The organism is Nonomuraea guangzhouensis (assembly GCF_019396345.1).
GTDB classification, from domain to species: Bacteria; Actinomycetota; Actinomycetes; order Streptosporangiales; family Streptosporangiaceae; genus Nonomuraea; species Nonomuraea guangzhouensis.
Genome location: NZ_JAHKRM010000005.1, coordinates 55,271 through 72,595 on the forward strand (window position 1 = coordinate 55,271; position 17,325 = coordinate 72,595).

The 17,325-nt window shown below is 67.3% G+C and carries 16 protein-coding genes and 1 pseudogene; 11 read left to right on the plus strand and 6 right to left on the minus strand.

The annotated features are described in order from the left end of the window. Positions 1 to 132: 132 nt before the first annotated feature. From KME78_RS10965 to KME78_RS10990, 6 genes and pseudogenes are all read left to right on the plus strand, one after another. Positions 133 to 1,671: an ABC transporter substrate-binding protein gene (locus KME78_RS10965; protein ID WP_219528722.1), complete on the plus strand. Its 1,539-nt coding sequence runs from the start codon at positions 133 to 135 to the stop codon at positions 1,669 to 1,671. Between the two features lie 48 nt (positions 1,672 to 1,719). Further along, on the plus strand, positions 1,720 to 2,775 hold the full coding sequence (locus KME78_RS10970) for an ABC transporter permease (protein ID WP_219528723.1): 1,056 nt from the start codon (positions 1,720 to 1,722) through the stop codon (positions 2,773 to 2,775). Beyond that, a complete protein-coding gene (locus tag KME78_RS10975) occupies positions 2,762 to 4,465 on the plus strand; it encodes a dipeptide/oligopeptide/nickel ABC transporter permease/ATP-binding protein (RefSeq protein WP_219528724.1) in 1,704 nt (567 codons plus the stop codon). Before KME78_RS10970 ends, KME78_RS10975 begins: the two co-directional genes overlap by 14 nt. After that, a complete protein-coding gene (locus KME78_RS10980; protein WP_219528725.1) occupies positions 4,458 to 5,267 on the plus strand; it encodes an ATP-binding cassette domain-containing protein in 810 nt (269 codons plus the stop codon). The genes KME78_RS10975 and KME78_RS10980 overlap by 8 nt, the downstream gene beginning before the upstream one ends. After that, complete coding sequence (locus tag KME78_RS10985) at positions 5,264 to 6,520, plus strand: metal-dependent hydrolase family protein (RefSeq protein ID WP_219528726.1); 1,257 nt, start codon at positions 5,264 to 5,266, stop codon at positions 6,518 to 6,520. The genes KME78_RS10980 and KME78_RS10985 overlap by 4 nt, the downstream gene beginning before the upstream one ends. Positions 6,521 to 6,981: 461 nt before the next feature. After that, positions 6,982 to 7,763, plus strand: a pseudogene (locus tag KME78_RS10990) (transposase). A gap of 329 nt (positions 7,764 to 8,092) precedes the next feature. On the opposite strand, the gene KME78_RS10995 reads toward KME78_RS10990, so the two are convergent. Next, positions 8,093 to 8,503, minus strand: coding sequence for a MerR family transcriptional regulator (locus KME78_RS10995; RefSeq protein ID WP_219528727.1), 411 nt, complete (start codon positions 8,501 to 8,503; stop codon positions 8,093 to 8,095). Between the two features lie 55 nt (positions 8,504 to 8,558). On the opposite strand from KME78_RS10995, the gene KME78_RS11000 reads away from it, so the two are divergent. Beyond that, the gene (locus tag KME78_RS11000) at positions 8,559 to 9,512 is read left to right on the plus strand and encodes an SDR family NAD(P)-dependent oxidoreductase (protein WP_219528728.1); all 954 of its coding nucleotides are present in this window, start codon (positions 8,559 to 8,561) and stop codon (positions 9,510 to 9,512) included. A 312-nt stretch (positions 9,513 to 9,824) separates the two neighbouring features. On the opposite strand, the gene KME78_RS11005 is transcribed toward KME78_RS11000, so the two are convergent. The 3 genes from KME78_RS11005 to KME78_RS11015 all read right to left on the minus strand — a co-directional run bounded on the left by KME78_RS11005 (position 9,825) and on the right by KME78_RS11015 (position 11,329). Then, positions 9,825 to 10,079 carry a hypothetical protein gene (locus KME78_RS11005; RefSeq protein ID WP_219528729.1) on the minus strand — a complete coding sequence of 85 codons (255 nt, stop codon included), beginning with the start codon at positions 10,077 to 10,079 and terminating at the stop codon, positions 9,825 to 9,827. Positions 10,080 to 10,108: 29 nt separating this feature from the next. Next, positions 10,109 to 10,252 carry a hypothetical protein gene (locus KME78_RS11010; RefSeq protein WP_219528730.1) on the minus strand — a complete coding sequence of 48 codons (144 nt, stop codon included), beginning with the start codon at positions 10,250 to 10,252 and terminating at the stop codon, positions 10,109 to 10,111. 702 nt (positions 10,253 to 10,954) lie between these two features. Then, positions 10,955 to 11,329: a nuclear transport factor 2 family protein gene (locus KME78_RS11015; protein ID WP_219528731.1), complete on the minus strand. Its 375-nt coding sequence runs from the start codon at positions 11,327 to 11,329 to the stop codon at positions 10,955 to 10,957. A gap of 65 nt (positions 11,330 to 11,394) precedes the next feature. Here KME78_RS11015 and KME78_RS11020 point away from each other — a divergent pair, with 65 nt between their 5' ends. From KME78_RS11020 to KME78_RS11030, 3 genes are read left to right on the plus strand one after another with little or no spacing between them, the layout of a single operon-like run. Then, on the plus strand, positions 11,395 to 12,327 hold the full coding sequence (locus tag KME78_RS11020; RefSeq protein ID WP_308126892.1) for an ABC transporter ATP-binding protein: 933 nt from the start codon (positions 11,395 to 11,397) through the stop codon (positions 12,325 to 12,327). Further along, on the plus strand, positions 12,327 to 13,085 hold the full coding sequence (locus KME78_RS11025) for an ABC transporter permease (RefSeq protein WP_219528732.1): 759 nt from the start codon (positions 12,327 to 12,329) through the stop codon (positions 13,083 to 13,085). Before KME78_RS11020 ends, KME78_RS11025 begins: the two co-directional genes overlap by 1 nt. Further along, positions 13,085 to 13,915 (plus strand): ABC transporter permease, encoded by an 831-nt coding sequence (locus KME78_RS11030; protein WP_219528733.1) that lies wholly within the window; start codon positions 13,085 to 13,087, stop codon positions 13,913 to 13,915. The genes KME78_RS11025 and KME78_RS11030 overlap by 1 nt, the downstream gene beginning before the upstream one ends. 10 nt (positions 13,916 to 13,925) lie before the next feature. Here the strand turns inward: KME78_RS11030 and KME78_RS11035 are convergent, their stop codons facing one another. Continuing rightward, positions 13,926 to 14,228 (minus strand): DUF952 domain-containing protein, encoded by a 303-nt coding sequence (locus KME78_RS11035; protein WP_219528734.1) that lies wholly within the window; start codon positions 14,226 to 14,228, stop codon positions 13,926 to 13,928. Next, positions 14,216 to 14,770, minus strand: coding sequence for a GNAT family N-acetyltransferase (locus tag KME78_RS11040; RefSeq protein ID WP_219528735.1), 555 nt, complete (start codon positions 14,768 to 14,770; stop codon positions 14,216 to 14,218). Before KME78_RS11040 ends, KME78_RS11035 begins: the two co-directional genes overlap by 13 nt. A gap of 167 nt (positions 14,771 to 14,937) precedes the next feature. On the opposite strand from KME78_RS11040, the gene KME78_RS11045 reads away from it, so the two are divergent. After that, positions 14,938 to 17,211: a S9 family peptidase gene (locus KME78_RS11045; protein WP_219528736.1), complete on the plus strand. Its 2,274-nt coding sequence runs from the start codon at positions 14,938 to 14,940 to the stop codon at positions 17,209 to 17,211. Positions 17,212 to 17,325 lie beyond the last annotated feature (114 nt).

The window sequence follows — 17,325 nt, forward strand, 5'->3', positions numbered from 1 at the left end:
TTGCCGGGCAGGATCGTGCGGGCCAAGCGCCCCAGCGTCCAATTCCTTGCGCGGTGACCCTCAAAAGGCCTCTGACCGGCGCACACGACTAGGCTCGGCGCCATTCTTTCCGCGGTTGCACCTGGAGGATTGGTGTTTCGCAAAACGATTCTTGTGCTGACGGCCATGGCCGCGGCGGGACTGGGCGCGGTCAGCTGCGGCACGGCCGCAGGCACCACCGACGCCGCCAACATGTCCCTCAACACCGATCCCGCCACCTTCGACCCAGCACTGGCCAAGGGCGGCGACGACTTCACCATGGCCCGCCTGCTGTTCGACACCGTCGTACGCAAAGACTCAGGCAACGCCCTGGCCGGCGGCATCGCCTCCTCCTGGAAGGCCCAGGACGCCGCGCACTACACCTTCACCATCCGCAGCGGACTGACCTGCTCCGACAAGACCCCCATCACACCGTCCGTGGTCGCGGCCTCCCTGACCCGATTCGCGGCCAAGGAGACCGGCTCCTCCGCCCGCACCCTCACCCTCGGACCGGCCACCGCCACCTTCACCGCCGACGACACAGCAGGCACCGTACAAGCCACACTGTCGGCCCCCTGGTCGGACTTCCTCACCGGACTCACCCTGCCCCAGGCCGGCATCATCTGCCCGGCAGGCCTCAAAGACGCCAAAGCCCTCGCCGCGGGCAAAGTCACCGGCGCCTTCTCCGGCCCCTACACCCTGACCGCCTCACAGCCCGCCGTGTCCTACCAGCTCACCCTGCGCGACGACTACAAGGCCTGGCCCACCTTCGCCAAACCCCTGGATGGCGAACCCGCCAAACAGCTCAACCTCACCCCCATCACCGACTACGCCACCATCGCCACCCAACTGCTGGCCGGCAGCCTGGACGTCGGCGTGATCATCGACGAGAACGTCGCCCGCTTCGACGGCAACGCCTCCTTCACCACCTCCAGCACCTCCAACACCACCACCTACCTGCTGTTCAACGAACGCCCCGGCACCGTCTTCGCCGACCGGCCGGACCTGCGCGCCGCCGTCGCCCAGGCCATCGACCCCCAAGCCTTCAGCGACATCATCAGCGGCAAACGCGGCAGCACCATCCTGTCGGTCGGATCAGCCAAACTCGCCTGCGCCAACACCGACAAAGCCCTGCTGAAGACCCCCGACCCGGCCGCCGCCAAGAAACTCGCCGGAGTCCGCTTCCGCATCGTCGGCACCACCCTGCTCCAAGGCGGCAACGACTACATCGCCGAAGCCCTGCGCAACGCCGGCGCCGACGTCAAAGTCGACTCCCTCGACAACGCCAACTGGGCCACCCTGACCACCGCCGGCGGCAAGGACTGGGACATCAACGTCCAAGGCGACAACAACCAGATGGGCACCCTCACCTCCTCCCTGCTGCGCGTCATGGGCCCCGCCACCGAGGACGGCGGCCGCAACAAGACCGGGCAGATCAACAAGGAGGGCTACGGCTTCGTCACCAAGGCCATGGGGGAGATCGACCGCGACGCACAATGCGCCGCCCTGCAGTCCGCGCAGAAATCCTTCCTGCAGCGCGTCGACGCCATCCCGCTGTCGACCCTGCCCAACACCACCGTCGTCGCCAAGGGATTCAGCATCCGCACCTTCGACGAATACCTCGACCCCGCCACCCTCCGCATCGTCAAGTAGCCCGTCACCACCCAGCCCATCGTCCAACAGCCAGAAGGCGCCCCAGTCATGGCCTCACTCACATCCCCGCACGCTCCAGGCGCCCCGCCGCCGGAGCCCCCCACCGGATCCCGGTCAAAGCGGCTGCGGATCTCCTCCGCCTGGCTGCGGTTCGCCGTGCGGCGCCTGGCCAGCCTCGTGGCGATCTTCGCCGCGCTGCTCATCGTGTCGTTCCTGATCGTCCAGCTCATCCCCGGCGACCCGGCCGTCGGCATCGCCGGAGCCAACGCCGACCTCGCCGACATCCAGCGCGTCAGAACCGAACTCGGCCTCGACCGCCCCCTCTGGCCCCGATTCCTCGACCACGTCAGCGGAGTCCTGACCGGCGACCTCGGCACCTCCTTCATGTACCGCCAGCCGGTCGAGACCATCATCTCCAACCGGCTGCCCTTCACCGCGACCATCGCCACCACCGCGATGCTCGCCGTCCTGCTCATCTCCATCCCCCTGGGCATGCTCATCGGCGTCCTCACCCGCGGCGGCCGTCGCAAATGGCTCGACGTCGCCTTCGGCATGCTCACCGGCTTCCTCGACTCCATCCCCGGCTACATCATGGCCTCCTTCCTGGTCGTGATGTTCGCCCTCGGCATCGGCCTGCTCCCGCTCTTCCCACCCGCCTACACCCCCCGCTTCGGAGCGGCCTCGTTCGTCCTGCCCGTCGCGGCCATCGCCATCGGCCCGATCTGCACCATCTCCCGCGTCGTCCGCCGAGAAACAGCCGTCGTCCTCGACACCGACTACATGCGCACCGCCCGAGGCTGGCGCCTGCCCGCCCTGCGACGCCACCTGCGCTGGGCACTACCGAACCTGCTCACCACCACCCTCACCCTCAGCGGACTCATCCTCACCGGCATGATCGGCGGCGCCATCATCATCGAATCGGTGTTCGCCCTCCCCGGCCTCGGCAGCGGCATCATCAAGGCCATCCTCGACCGCGACTATCCCGTCATCCAAGGCATGGTCCTGGTCATCGGCATGATCGCGGCACTCGTCAACCTCCTCGTCGACATCCTGCTCGGCCTCATCGACCCACGGACCCTCGGAGGACCCCATGTCTCCGCATAACCGGTCCCGCTGGAACCCCGGCCTCATCCTCGGCCTGGCCCTGCTCGCCCTCATCGTCGCCATCGCCGCACTGGCCCCCCTCCTGTTCACCACCCCGGCCAACGCACTCGGCCCCAGACTCGCCCCACCCTCACCCGAGCACTGGCTCGGCACCGACGCCGCCGGCCACGACGTCCTGCTCCGCAGCCTCGTCGCCACCCGCCTCACCCTGCTCCTCACCGCCGGAGCCACCGCCATAGCCGTCATCACCGGCATCATCCTCGGCACCGGCGTCTGGCTCGTACGACCCTGGGCCAGAGAGATCTTCCTGCGCGTCATCGACGCGATGGTCGCCTTCCCCGGACTCCTGCTCGCCCTCGTCGTCGCCGCCGTACTCGGCGCCGGCGGCTCCTCAGCACTCATCGCCATCGGCCTGTCCGGCATCCCCTACTTCGCCCGCCTCACCGCCAACCTCGCCGCGAAAATCTCCCAACAGGAGTACGTCTCCACCGCCCGCCTCCTCGGCGTCAGCCACAGCCGCATCGCCACCCGGCACATGCTGCCCAACATGGCCGAACCCCTGCTCGTCCTGGCCGCATCGACCTTCGCGGCCACCCTCACCGCCATCTCCGCCCTGTCCTTCGTCGGACTCGGCGTCCAGTCACCCGCCTACGACTGGGGCAAACTCCTCAACGAAGCCCTGCCCTCCCTCCTGGCCAACCGGCCCTACCAAATGGCCGGCCCCGCCGCCCTCATCGTCGTGACCGGCCTGGCCGCCGTCCTCATCGGCGACGGCCTCGCCGGCGCGGCGAACCCACGAGCACACCACACACCCAGCAAGACCCGGCCACACCCCACCACACCCGACCAAACGCCACCCCCCAGCGACGAACACCTCGCCGACATCCGCGACCTGTGGATCCACTCCGGCGACACACCCCTGGTCAAAGGCATCACCTTCACCATCAGACACGGCGAGATCCTCGGCATCGTCGGCGAAAGCGGTTCCGGCAAAACCCTCACCGCCATGGCCCTGGCCCAACTCCTGCCCGACGGCCTCACCCCCACCGCCACCCGCATGTCCATCAGCGACCTGGACCTGCGCCGCCCCGCACCCCCCACCGCCATGACCGACGCCATCAGCCTCATCTACCAAGACCCCGGCTCCACCTTCAACCCCGCCCTGCGCATGGGCACCCAGCTCACCGAAGTACTACGCACCCACAAACGCCTGGGCACCCGAGCAGCCACCCAGCGCGTCCTCGACGCCCTGCGCACCGTCCACATGAGCAGACCCGAACACCGCCTGAAACAACACCCCCACGAACTGTCAGGCGGCATGCGGCAACGCGCCATGATCGCCACCGCCCTGACCGTCCAGCCACGCCTGATCATCGCCGACGAACCCACCACAGCCCTCGACGTCACCGTCCAAGCCGAAATCCTGCGCGAACTCAAACGCGTCAACAACGAATACAACGCCTCGATCATGTTCATCTCCCACGACATCGGCGTCGTACGCGCACTCTGCGACCGCGTCATCGTCATGTACCACGGCGAGATCGTCGAACAGATCGCCGCCCGCGACCTCACCGTCGAATCCGCCCAACACCCCTACACCCGAGCACTCCTGCACGCCACCCCCGACATCGACGGCCCCGCAGGCGAGAAGCCCACCCCGCAGCCCGCGCAGGAGCACACCCATGGATGACCAGATCGCCGTCCAGGTCAGCGACCTCCAAGCCGGCTACGGCTGGGGCAGAACCGCCACCCCCATCCTGCACGGCATCACCATGAACGTCGCCCGAGGCACCACCGTCGGCATCGTCGGCGAATCAGGCTCCGGCAAATCCACCCTCGCCAAAGCACTCGTCGGCATCGTCCGCCCCACCGCCGGCAGCGTCACCATCGGCGGCGTCCACGTCTCCACCGCACGAGGCGCCGACCGCCAAGCGATGCGACGCAAAGTCCAGATGATCCCCCAGGACCCCTACTCCTCACTCGACCCCCGCCGCACCATCGGCCAAGCACTCGCCGAAGCCCTCGACCCCCGCCGCGCGAACGTCACCAAGCACACCGACGAGATCGTCCACTGGCTCGAAACCGTCAAAATGCCCGCCGACACCATCAACCGCTACCCCCACCAGTGCTCCGGAGGACAACGCCAGCGCATCGCCATCGCCCGAGGCCTGATGATCCACCCCGAAGTCGTCATCGCCGACGAGATCACCTCCGCACTCGACGTCTCCGTCCAAGCCGAGATCCTCAACCTCCTGGCCAAACTACGCCGCGAACTCAACCTGACCATGGTGTTCATCTCCCACAACCTCGCCGTCGTCCGCCACGTCAGCGACGACGTCGTCGTCCTCTACAACGGCGACATCGTCGAACAAGCCCCAGCCGCCGACCTCTACCAACACCCCCAACACCCCTACACCCGCACCCTGCTCGACTCGGTCCCCGGCGCACCAGGCTTCACCCTCGAACACCACCCGCGGAAGGACGCTGCGTGACCCCCGACCGAAACCTCCGCCTCACCAACGCCACCATCATCGACGGCACCGGAACACCACCCCTCCACAACGGCGTCCTCGACATCACCCCCGACGGCCACATCGCCTACGTCGGCACCGCCGCCGAAGCCCCCGCCAACCACGGCGCCGACGAACGCGACCTGCACGGCGCAACACTGCTGCCCGGATTCATCGACTGCCACGTCCACCTGGGATTCACCCTCGCCAACGGCCCCTTCCACACCCTCCAGAACGACCCAGCCCTCATCGTCCTGGAATCCGTCGCCCGCATCCGCGCCACCCTCGACGCCGGCATCACCAGCGCACGCGACCTCGGCGGCCTGTCCCAAGGCTTCCGCGAAGCCATCGACCAAGCACTCATCCCCGGCCCCCGGCTGAAACTCGCCGTCAGCCCGATCAGCCACACCGCCGGCCACGGCGACATGCACCTGCACGGCGGCACACTCGCCCCCACCATCCCCGAACTCATCGAAATAGCCGACACCGTCGACGAAGTCCGCAAAGCAACCCGCCGCGTCCTGCGCCAAGGAGCCGACCTCATCAAGATCTGCACCACCGGCGGCATGGGCAGCAGACACGACCACCCCGACGACGAAGGCCTGCGCCTGGACGAAGTACGCGCCATCCACGACGAACTCGACCGACACGGCGGCAAACCCATCGCCGCCCACGCACAAGGCCGCAAAGGAATCCTCACCGCCATCCGCGGCGGCGTCACCAGCGTCGAACACGGCTACGGCATCGACGACGAAGGCCTCGACCTCCTCGAAGAACGCGGCGCCTTCCTCGTCCCCACCCTGTCGACCGTGTTCGCGATCGACAAGAAGACCATGCAGCCCTACCACTACGCCAAAAAAGTGAAATGGTCCGAGATCACGAAAAAGAACATCGGCCACGCCATCGCACGCGGAGCGAAGATCGCCCTCGGAACCGACGCCGGCGTCTGCCCCCACGGCCAGAACCTGCGCGAACTCGGACACCTCGTCGACCTCGGCATGTCCCCGATGAACGCCCTCATCGCCGGCACCCGGACCGCATCCGAACTGCTCGGCATCTCCGACGAAGTCGGCACCCTGGAAACGGGCAAACTCGCCGATCTCGTGGTCACCGACACCGACCCTCTGCAGGACATACACGCGCTGGCTGATCCCTCACGCATACAGATCGTGATGAAAGCCGGCGCCTACGTGAAAGACCTTGGGAACACCGCCGCCCACACGACACCCGCCTGACCGAAACCGGCGGGGGAGACCGAGCCACCTCGGCCGACCGCACCGGCCCGGGGGAGAGGCCGGCGCCGCGACCACGCCCAGCCCGCCCCCACCATGGGCGCTGTCGCGGCCATAGTCGGCGACGTGGCCGCCGGCACACCCGCCGCCGTCCGGCCCGGCTCGGCCGGACGACCCGTCCCGGAATACGAAGTAGTGATCACAGACGACGACCGCCCGCTACCGGCAGGACAGATCGGACAAATCACTGTCAGGCTCCGAGCGCGGTCGATCATCTTCAGCGGTTACGCCGCCGCCACCGGGGAGGAGTCCTGCGCGACGGATGGTTCAGGACGGGGGATCGGGGCGGCTCGATGAGGACGGCTTCCTGTCCTGTATCAGCGAAGATGGTCCCGGATCTCACTAAGTTGGCCCCGGTCCGGGGACGGTGGGTAGTCGATGTGCCTGCCGAGCCGGACCGCTCAATGACGGATGAGCAGCTGATCTCGATGTTGGTGGGTCGAGCCCGCAGCGAGGGTCTGCAGCTGACCGGCGAGGGGCGGTCTGCTGCAGCAGCTGACCAAGCGGGTGCTGGAGTCGGCGTTGGAAGGCGAGATCACCGATCACCTCGGCTACGACCGGCACGACCCAGCCGGGAAGAACAGCGGCAACAGCCGCAACGGCAGCCGCACCAAGACCGTGGTGACCGACGTCGGCCCGGTGGAGGTGCGGATACCGCGCGATGTGGCCGGCACCTTCGAACCCCAACTGGTGCGCAAGCGGCAGCGCCGGCTGTCCGGAGTGGATGAGATGGTCTTGTCGCTGTCGGCCAAGGGCCTCACGCATGGGGAGATCTCCGCGCATCTGGCCGAGGTGTACGGTGCCCAGGTCTCCAAGCAGACCATCTCCACCATCACCGACAAGGTCATGGACGGCATGGCCGAATGGCAGAACCGGCCGCTCGATCGTGCGTCTGTGGGAGACCAGTTGGGCGGAGTTAGTGCCCTTCCTGGCCTTCGACGTCGAGATCCGCAAGGTCATCTGCTCCACCAATGCCATCGAGAGCGTCAACGCCCGCATCCGTAAGGCGGTGCGCGCCCGCGGCCACTTCCCGAACGAGAGCGCGGCCCTGAAGTGTGTGTTCATGGCGCTGATGAGCCTGGATCCCACCGGCAAGGGCCGCAAGCGCTGGACCATGCGCTGGAAGGCACCCTTGAACGCCTTCCAGATTGCCTTTGAAGGCCGCCTCACCCCTGCCAACCTCTGAACACTTCAACAACCAAGATCAGCCGTTAAGTTGACACTCCCGACCATGGCGAGGGCAGGGTGGCTTCGTATCGGACGGCGAGCTTGTCGTAGCGGGTGGCCAAGGCCGGTTGCGTTTGAGTCGGTTGATGCCGCACTCGACGGCATGGCGCTGCCGGTAGATGTGCGGGTCGAAGGTCGGCAGTCGTCCGCCCGCTGATCCCTTGGCGCGCCGGTTTGCGCCCTGGTCGGCCTTGCTCGGGATAGTGGCCTTGATCCCACGCCGGCGCAGGTAGGCCCGGTTGGCCTTGGACGTGTACGCCTTATCGGCCAAGACACCGTTGGCTTACCTCAGGGACGATTGGGCTGCCAGGGGTCGCCACCTGCGCCTGCGCCTAGGTGTTTCTCGTAGGCGGCGACCTTTGCGTCGATCAGCTGGAGACAGTCGGTGAGCTGAGTCATCTGCTCGCGGACTCGTTGCCGGTGAGCACGGAGCAGGTCAAGGCGGTCAGCCTCGTTGCCCTCGCCTTCGCTGACAAGCCAGGCCAGTTCGGCGAGGGCGGCCAGCGGCATGCCCGAGGCACGGAAGAGTACGCAGTTGCCGAGCCAGGCGATGTCCCATTCGCTGTATACCCGCCGCCCTGCCGCGTCGCGCTGTACCGGACCGGCGAATATCCCGACGCGCTCGTAGAGGCGCAGCGTGTGCACGCTCAGGCCGGTTCGCCGTGCGACTTCGCCGATACCGACACCTGTGGGTCTCATGCGCCGACGGTAGCCGTTTGACCTAGACCTCGGTCAAGCTCCTAGCGTTCCCGTCATGTACACCGCCGACGAAGTTCTCCACGGAATCGATCTGACCGGCCGCACTGCCGTCGTTACCGGCGGCTATTCGGGGGTGGGTCTGGCCATCACCCGGGCGCTCAACCGCGCCGGTGCACGAGTGATCGTGCCGGCTCGCCGTCCGGACGTCGCGCGCCGCAACCTCGGCGCGACGGCCGAGACCGTCGAGATGGATCTGGGCGATCTCAGCTCAGTCGACGCTTTCGCAACGAGCTACCTGCGGCATCATCGCGCCCTCGACTTCCTCATCACCAGTGCCGCGATCATGGCGTGTCCCGAGACGCGCGTGGGGCCCGGCTGGGAGGCGCAGTTCGCCGTCAACCACCTCGGTCACTTCGCTTTGACCTGCGGCCTGTGGCCGGCACTGACGCGGGCATCGGCCGCACGGGTCGTCGCGGTGGCCTCGGGCCGCTCGCCCGAGGATCGGATCCGCTGGCACGACGTCCACTTCACCGACGGCTACCAGAAGTGGGCCGCGTACGGGCAGTCCAAACTGGCCAACGTTCTGTTCGCCCACCATCTCGACCGGCTCGGGGCGGCGCACGGCGTGCGGGCATTCTCCGCGAGCCCGGGCTATATCCGTACGCCACTGCAGCGGCATCTGACGATCGCTGAGATGACCGAAGCCGGATGGCTGGGAACCGACGGTGAACCAGCGCCGGGCCTGTTCTGCACTCCGGAACAAGGCGCCGCGACGCCACTATGGGCCGCTACCGCAGCCACCCAGGGAGGCGCCTACTGCACCGACTGCCGCGAAAGCGAGCCGTATCCACACGACGATGTCGAGGCTGAACGGCTGTGGCGGTACTCGGCCAAGTTGACCGGCCGAGCCATCCCGTCAGACAGCATCGCTTCCACCGACTCACCAGCCGATGATGACAGCGGACAGCGGGAATTCCTGGCGGGGCGGACAAGCACCGAGAGTGACTGAGGTCAGCCGTTGTACCGCCTGTCGGACGTCGGTACCGCGAAAGTGTCCTGGCGGCGATCGGCCACAATCTCGGGGTGAATAACGGCGAAGAGGAGTCGAAGGAGAACGTCACTAGCAGGGTCGTGCGCGTTGGGGACACCAGACAGCGGACCTACTTCGAGACAGTCCCTAGCGGAGCCATCTTGTTGAGACGCGGGGCCAAGTTCGATGAGACAGGACATGTAGGCCGGGAACGGGCCGACGAACCATAGGCGATACCGAACAGAATCCACCTTCTGTTCGGTATCGGATCTTTTGGGTGATTGGGGGCGGTTAGAGGCGGTTGACGAAGCGGGCGGCCGCGCGCTGGCTCATGCCGGTCTCGCCGCGTACGAGGAAGACGGCTTCTTGGAGCTGGCCGTGCGCCTTCATCTCGCGCGCCTGGTCGACCAGGTCGGGGCTGGGGCTGGGGCGGTTGCGGGGGTTCCTGGTCAGCCGGGCGGCCAGGATGATCAGGTAGATGATCAGGGCGGTGACGACGACGGTGAGCGCGACGAGGCCCCCGGTGGAGATCGCCAGGCTGTGCATGTCTCGATCGTAACGCGCCTGACTGGTGATCAGCGGCGGCAATCTGCTTCGCCGTCGGCCTTGCCGGCGGTGATGGGTGCGATGATCAGGGCCGCGACGCTGAGAATCGCCGTCCTCGGTTCGCGATATTTCCGGGTGTTGGCGGGCGTGTCTGGTTGCTTGATAATGGACATTATGTCAAGTAGATCGGTTTTCGCCGGAGAGGGGTCCTGACTCTCGGGGTGGAGCGGCGTGCGCGTGTGGTGACGTTGGTCACCCTGGGTGCCGCTCCCCTGGCCGGTGGCCGACACGTCCCGATCCGGTGGTGTTACAGGAGGTGACGGCCGCCTCCGATGGCCGGCTCGGCTCTTGATCATTACGGTGGGTGAGGCCGGAATGTTCTGACCAGCGGGTTGACCTTCGGTTGATTCACTGTCCTTGCTGGCCTGGGCGCCTTAGGGTGGGAAATCTGCTATCGCGCCGCGAGAGGAGCAGCACGTGGGGAATCAGTCGATGTTATGTGCAGTGTGTCAGGGAGTTCTGCCTGCTACGGGACGGGAGTCCTATACGACTCTGCGGGGACGCCTGATCGTCACGAACGGTTACTGCGCGGGTGGTTGCGCCGAGCGGCGGGCCGCGATGGAGCAGACGCAGCAGGTGTCGCGTCCTGCGGCTCCGGTGGTGCAGTCCGCTCCCCTGGTGGCTCCTGAGGTTGTTCCTGCTGAGGCGTATCTGGCTTCCGCCGTCGGCCCGGTTCGGGCGCGGGTGGCGGGCTGACCGTTTGTGTGCCGGGGTTCGGGCCGGCGCGGCGCTGAGCGCCGTGCCGGTTTTCTCCGGTTTTGGGTGGGTGCCGTGTCACGCCGGGGTGGGGCGCGATGCGGTGGCCGGGCCGCTGGTCATACGTGGCCGTTCGTGGTGTGCCAGTAGTCGCGGGTCTGTACGGCCAGGCCGTCGGTGTCGAAGCGGGCGATGACGCAGCCCGCCAGGGTGATGGGTGTGCCGTCGTCGGTGGCGTGGACGCGGAATTCGATGACCGCTTGGTCGCCGTCCACGATGGGGGTGGCGAAGGTGACCTGGGGTGCGGTTTCGGTGCTGAAGGACCAGCGGATGTAGTCGGTGATGGCGCCTCTCCCCCGGTGTGGTGGCCGGAAGGGCATGGAGGTGTGGACGGCGTCGTGGCTGTAGAGGGTGGCGATGCGGTCGGCGTCGTGGTGGGTCCAGCCGTGTTGCCAGGTGTCGGCGAAGTGCTGGGCGGTTGTTCGGGTGTCCATGGGTTCCAGTGTGGCGGCGTTTAACCGGTCGATTCTGTCGGTGGCGTTGGTTATGGTCGGGGCTCGTGTCGGGTGTGCAGCCGCTGGTTCACGCGCGTGGGCTGGTGAAACGGTTCGGGGATTTCGTCGCGGTCGACGGGATCGATATTGATGTGGCGCCTGGTGAGGCGTTTGGTTTCCTGGGTCCCAATGGTGCGGGTAAGTCGTCGACGATGCGGATGATCAGCTGCGTGTCGATGCCGTCCGCGGGTGAGTTGCGGATCTTCGGGATGGATCCGGCGCGGGAGGGGCCGCGGATCCGGGGGCGGCTGGGTGTCTGCCCGCAGTTGGATAACTTGGATCCCGATCTGACGGTTCGCGAGAATTTGACGACGTACGCTCGCTATTTCGGTTTGTCGCGGGCGCAGGCGCGGGCGCGGGCCGAGGAGCTGCTGGAGTTCGCGCAGCTGCGTGACCGGGCCTCGAGCCGGGTGGAGCCGTTGTCGGGCGGGATGAAGCGGCGGCTGACGATCGCGCGGGCGATGGTGAACGAGCCGGATCTGGTGCTGCTGGACGAGCCGACGACGGGGCTGGATCCGCAGGCGCGTCATCTGCTGTGGGAGCGGTTGTTCCGGTTGAAGCAGCGGGGTGTGACGCTGGTGCTGACCACGCACTACATGGATGAGGCCGAGCAGTTGTGCGATCGGCTGGTGGTGATGGACGGCGGGCGGATCGTGGCCGAGGGGTCGCCGCGTTCGCTGATCGCGTCCTATTCCTCGCCTGAGGTGGTGGAGTTGCGCTTCGGCGGGCAGGAGCTGGCGGGTTTCGTGGCGCCGCTGGACGGGATCGGTGATCGGGTGGATGTGCTGCCGGATCGGATCTTGCTGTATGCCAAGGATGGGGATGCGGCGGTGTCGGAGGTGCATCGGCGGGAGCTGGTGCCCTCCAGTGTGCTGGTGCGCAGGTCGTCGCTGGAGGATGTGTTCCTGCATCTGACGGGCCGGACGTTGGTGGAGTGATGGCGCATCCGGCGGTGGCGGTGCTGGAGCGGCACCTGACGTTGTACAAGCGGTTGTGGCGGGCGTCGTTGTTCTCGTCGTTCGTGTTGCCGGTGCTGTTTCTGGCCAGCATCGGGCTGGGGGTGGGCGGTTACGTCGGTGGGGTGGGCGGCGTGCCGTACGTGGAGTGGATCGTGCCGGGTGTGCTGGCGTCGACGGTGTTTCAGATGGCGGTCGGTGAGTGCACGTACGCGGTGTTCGGGGAGTTCCGGTGGAATCGCGGGGCGCACGCGATGTTCGCGACGCGGGTGTCGGTGTGGGACATGATCGGCGGCTGGCTGCTGTACATCGTGTTCAGGGTCGAGATCGCGGTGGTGGTGTTCCTGCTGGTGGTGGGGGCGTTCGGGGTGTTGTCCTCGCCGTGGGTGGTGGTGACGCCGTTGGTGGCGGCGTTGCTGGCGGTGGCGGTCGCGGCGCCGGTGACGGCGTTTTCGGCGACGATCGAGCACGAGAGTTATTTCGCGTTGCTGTTTCGGTTCGTGATGCTGCCGTCGTCGTTGTTCGCGGGGGTGTTCTTCCCGGTGGAGCAGTTGCCGGTGGTGGTGCGGCCGCTGGCGTTCGCCTCGCCGTTGTGGCATGGGGTGGAGCTGGCGCGGGCGGCGACGTCGGGGGCCGCTCCCCTGTGGCCGGTGTGGGCGCATGCCGGGTGTTTGCTGGTGTTCGCGGTGGGTGGGGTGTGGTGGGCGGGTTGGGCGTTTCGTAGGCGACTTCAGGACTGATGATGGTGACGTGGGCGGTGGCCCGGCTGGTGTCGGGCCGGGGTTCGGGCCGGATTTCGGTGGGCCGGGTGGGTGCGGTCGTGGGCCGCAATGTGGGGGCGTTGCGTTCGGGTGCTTCGTACTGGCTGGTGCTGGTGTCGGGGTTTTTCGAGCCGTTGCTGTATCTGTTGTCGATCGGTGTGGGTGTGGGGGCGCTGGTGGGGCGGATCCCGGTGGGTGATGGCCGGGTGGTGTCGTACGCGGTGTTCGTGGCGCCGGCGATGCTGGCGGTTTCGGCGATGAACGGGGCGTTGTCGGAGACGACTTTCAACTTCTTTTTCAAGATGCGTTACGCCAAGACGTTCGAGGCGGTGCTGGCGACGCCGGTGCGGCCGATCGAGGTGGCGCTGGGTGAGTTGAGCTGGGCGATGGTGCGCAGCTCGGTTTATACGGCGTTGTTCTTGGTGGTGATGGTGGTGTTGGGGCTGGCCGAGCCGGTGTGGGCGCTGGCGGCGTTTCCGGCGACGATGCTGGTGGGGTTGTCGTTCGGGGCGCTGGGGATGGCGGTGTCGACGTTGCTGCGTGGCTGGCAGGATTTCGATCTGATGACGGCGGCGCAGTTGTCGTTGTTCCTGTTCTCCGGCACCTTCTCCCCTGTGGCGGATTATCCGGGGGTGGTGGAGGTGGTGGTGCGGGTGACGCCGCTGTATCACTCGGTGGAGTTGGTGCGGGGTCTGGCTTCGGGGGTGCCGCAGTGGGGGTTGCTGGGGCATGCGGGTTATCTGGTGGTGATGGCGGTGGCGGGGTTGTGGTTCGCGGCGCGCCGGATTGAGCGGGTGTTGTGCGCGTAGCGCGGGGGTGTCAGGTGTAGGGGCGGGTGGCGGTGACCGAGGTGATGGGGAGTGGGCCGTACAGGTGGGGGAAGCCGTTTTCGCGGCGGATGTCGAGTCCGGTGGGGTCGATCTCGAGGATGAGCAGTGGTTCGGTGATGTGGCGGTAGAAGGCGGCGTGCACTGCGTGGAGTTGGTCGAGGTCGCGGCTGCAGTGGATGAAGCCTTCTTCTTCGAGGGTGCGGCCGAGGGTGGAGATGCGGTACTCCCCTGCGGGTTGGGCGTTGGCCCAGTCGGTGTGCAGGGCGAGGTGCAGGATGTTTATGGTGTCCATTCTGTTTCGAGCATGGCGTAGATGATCTCGGAGGTCCATTCGCCTTTGACCTGTTCGTTGTCGATGAGGTGGGCTTCGCGGCGCATGCCGAGTTTCTCCAGGACGCGGGCGGAGGCGGTGTTGCGGGCGTCGAGGCGGCCGGTGATGCGGTGCAGGCCGAGTTCTTCGAAGCCGAGGCGGAGTAGTTCGCGGCCGGCTTCGGGGGCGTAGCCGCGGCGGTGGTGGTCGGGGTGCAGGATGTAGCCGATCTCGCCTTGGCGGTGTTGCTTGCTGGTCCAGATGAGGACGCCGTTGCCGATGAGTTCGCCGCTTTCGCGCAGGGTGATGGCGATGTCGAGGGCGTCTCCTTCGTCGAGGAGGGCGACGCGGGTGATCTTCTTTTCGAGGAAGGTGCGGACGGTGTCGAGGTCGCGGGGTTCCCAGTAGAGGTAGCGGGCGACGTCGGGCCGGGATTCGTAGGCGTGCAGCGCGTGGAGGTCGTCGGGGGTGAAGGGGCGCAGCAGGAGGCGGCCGGTGATGATCGGGTAGTGGGGTTTGAGCACGTGGGCAGTGTAGATAACCCGCTTTTGGGGCGCGAGGTGTTTTCTTCCGGTCCCTTGCTGGTGGTGGTTTTCGGGCGTGTCAACGATCTGTCAGCGGGGGCTCAAGGGGGTGTCAGCGGGGTGCGGGAGGGTCGCGGCGATCGGAGTTCTTCGACAGGAGGCGACAGATGATGACGACGCGACTCGATGCGGGGGCTTATCGGGCGGCTGAGCGGTTGCTGCGGGACAACCGCGGCAGTCTGGTGCTCGGGGACAAGGTCAGTCCGCGGTGGATCGAGGGGGGTGCCCGGTTCTGGTACGCGGTGGAGACCGCTGAGGGCCGCAGGTTCGTGCTGGTCGATCCGGTGGCGGGTAGCCGCGGGCCGGCCTTCGATCAGGAGAGGGTGGCGGCCGCGTTGGCGGCGGCGTCGGGGCGGCAGGTGGATGCGGCGGCGCTGCCGTTGGCTGGGGTGGAGTTTCGTGGTGATGGGGTGGAGTTCGACGCGTTCGGCGGGCGTTGGCGGTGCCGGTTGGACGGCTCGGTGTGTGAGGAGGTCGCGGGTGTCGCGCCGGTCGGTCCGGTGGAGGTGGCTTCGCCGGATGGGCGGCTGGTGGCGTTCCGGCGGGGGCACGATGTGTGGGTGCGTTCGCTGGCCGATGGCCGGGAGTGGGCGCTGACGGCTGATGGGGATGCGGACCGCGACTACGGGGCGAGTCCTGATTTTTTCATGTATTCGACGTTGTTGAAGAGGATGGGGCTCCCCCACGCGCCGCCGGCCGTGTCCTGGTCGCCCGATTCCCGGCGGGTGCTGACGCACCGTACCGATCAGCGGGGGGTGCGGCGGACGCATCTGGTGGAGTCCATGCCGGACGACGGCGGCGCGCCAGGGCTGGTGACGTTGCGGCAGCCGTTTCCCGGTGATGAGCGGCTGCCGCTGGCCGCGTTCGTGGTGCTGGACGTCGAGCGAGGTTCGGCGGTGGTGGCGCGGGCGGAGCCGGTGGAGATGCCGACGATTTCGCCGATCTTCATGAAGTGGGCGTGGTGGGCGCGGGACGGCTCGGCGGTCTACTACCTGGGTCGCTCACGTGATGGGCGGACGTTGCGGCTGCACCGGCTCGATCCGGTCAGCGGCGAGGTGGTGACCGTGCTGAGCGAGAGCGGGCAGAGCCGGGTGGAGCCGGCGCAGCAGCTGGGGCAGGCTCCGATGGTCAGGGTGCTGGCGGGCGGGCAGGAGGTGTTGTGGTATTCCCAGCGTGATGGGTGGGGTCATCTCTATCTGTATGACGCCGGCGGTGGTGAGCTGCGCGGGCGGGTGACGTCGGGGGCGTGGGCGGTGCAGGAGATCCTGCACGTCGATGAGGTGGCGCGGGTGGTGTACTTCGTCGCCTCGGGGCTGGTGGCGGCCGATCCGTATCGCCGGTCGGTGTGCCGGGCCGGGTTGGACGGGTCGGGGTTCGAGCGGATCACCGATGATGATCTGGACCATGTCGTCGTCGTGGCCGACGACAGGGGCTGCTTCATCGACTCGGCGTCCACGACCGCGACGCCGCCGTCGGTCACGGTGCGGGGCTGGGACGGGCGGGTGCTGGTGGAGTTGGAGCGCGCCGATGTCAGCCGGCTCACGGCGGCGGGCTGGACTCCCCCGGAACGCTTCCGCGTCAAGGCGGCCGACGGCCGGACCGACGTCTATGGGGTGCTGTATCGGCCGCATGGGTTCGATCCGGGCCGGAGCTATCCGGTTGTCGATCATGTCTATCCCTTTCCCGCGGTGCACCGGGTGAGCCCGTCGTTCGATGCCGGGTGGCACGGTTATGACGCCGAGGTGGTGGCGGCGCTCGGGTTCGTCGTGGTCGCGGTGGACGGGCGGGGCACTCCGGGGCGCGACAAGGCCTTCCATGACGCCTCCTATGGGCGGCTGGACGAGGCGGGGCTGGCCGATCATGTGGCGGCGCTGGAGCAGTTGGGAGCGGAGCGGCCGTGGATGGATCTGGACCGGGTGGGGGTCTTCGGTCTGTCGGCCGGCGGGTTCGCGGCGGTGCGGGCGATGCTGGACTTTCCTGAGGTGTTCAAGGTCGGTGTCGCCGAGTCGGGGATGCATGATCTGCGCTATGGGGATCCGGGGAGCGCCGAGGCCTATCACGGGTCGTTCGATGCGCAGAGGTATGCGCGTGCGTCGAATGCGGATATGGCCGATCGGCTGGCGGGCCGGCTGCTGCTGGTGCATGGCGGGTTGGACACGCAGGTGTCGCCTGATCTGACGTTGCGGCTGGTCGATCGTCTCATCGCGGCCGACAAGGACTTCGAGTTGCTGGTCGTGCCGCGGGCTGAGCATGTGTATGTGGGGTTCGAGTATTACGTCAATCGTCGTAAGTGGGATTTCCTGGTGCGTCATCTGCTGGGGGTGGAGCCGCCGGAGGGTTATCGCCTGTCCAGGGTTCCCATCGGTGCCGGAGAGGGGTGACCTGGGCGGGTCTCGATCTCGGGGACCGGCCGGGTCGGTGGCTTCTGCTCGCTCGCCGGCCGGTCCCGGTGCCTGCCCCGCTCTCCCTCCTGCGGCTGGGAGAGCGGGGCAACC

What these genes read in the sequence shown, in the direction of transcription:
- KME78_RS10995 (WP_219528727.1), bottom strand. Translation starts at nt 8,503, where the DNA reads ATGAGACCCACAGGTGTCGGTATCGGCGAAGTCGCACGGCGAACCGGC.
- KME78_RS11005 (WP_219528729.1), bottom strand. Translation starts at nt 10,079, where the DNA reads ATGCACAGCCTGGCGATCTCCACCGGGGGCCTCGTCGCGCTCACCGTC.
- KME78_RS10975 (WP_219528724.1), top strand. Translation starts at nt 2,762, where the DNA reads ATGTCTCCGCATAACCGGTCCCGCTGGAACCCCGGCCTCATCCTCGGC.
- KME78_RS11035 (WP_219528734.1), bottom strand. Translation starts at nt 14,228, where the DNA reads ATGGACACCATAAACATCCTGCACCTCGCCCTGCACACCGACTGGGCC.
- KME78_RS11030 (WP_219528733.1), top strand. Translation starts at nt 13,085, where the DNA reads ATGATGGTGACGTGGGCGGTGGCCCGGCTGGTGTCGGGCCGGGGTTCG.
- KME78_RS10980 (WP_219528725.1), top strand. Translation starts at nt 4,458, where the DNA reads ATGGATGACCAGATCGCCGTCCAGGTCAGCGACCTCCAAGCCGGCTAC.
- KME78_RS11015 (WP_219528731.1), bottom strand. Translation starts at nt 11,329, where the DNA reads ATGGACACCCGAACAACCGCCCAGCACTTCGCCGACACCTGGCAACAC.
- KME78_RS11010 (WP_219528730.1), bottom strand. Translation starts at nt 10,252, where the DNA reads ATGTCCATTATCAAGCAACCAGACACGCCCGCCAACACCCGGAAATAT.
- KME78_RS11025 (WP_219528732.1), top strand. Translation starts at nt 12,327, where the DNA reads ATGGCGCATCCGGCGGTGGCGGTGCTGGAGCGGCACCTGACGTTGTAC.
- KME78_RS11045 (WP_219528736.1), top strand. Translation starts at nt 14,938, where the DNA reads ATGATGACGACGCGACTCGATGCGGGGGCTTATCGGGCGGCTGAGCGG.
- KME78_RS11000 (WP_219528728.1), top strand. Translation starts at nt 8,559, where the DNA reads ATGTACACCGCCGACGAAGTTCTCCACGGAATCGATCTGACCGGCCGC.
- KME78_RS10970 (WP_219528723.1), top strand. Translation starts at nt 1,720, where the DNA reads ATGGCCTCACTCACATCCCCGCACGCTCCAGGCGCCCCGCCGCCGGAG.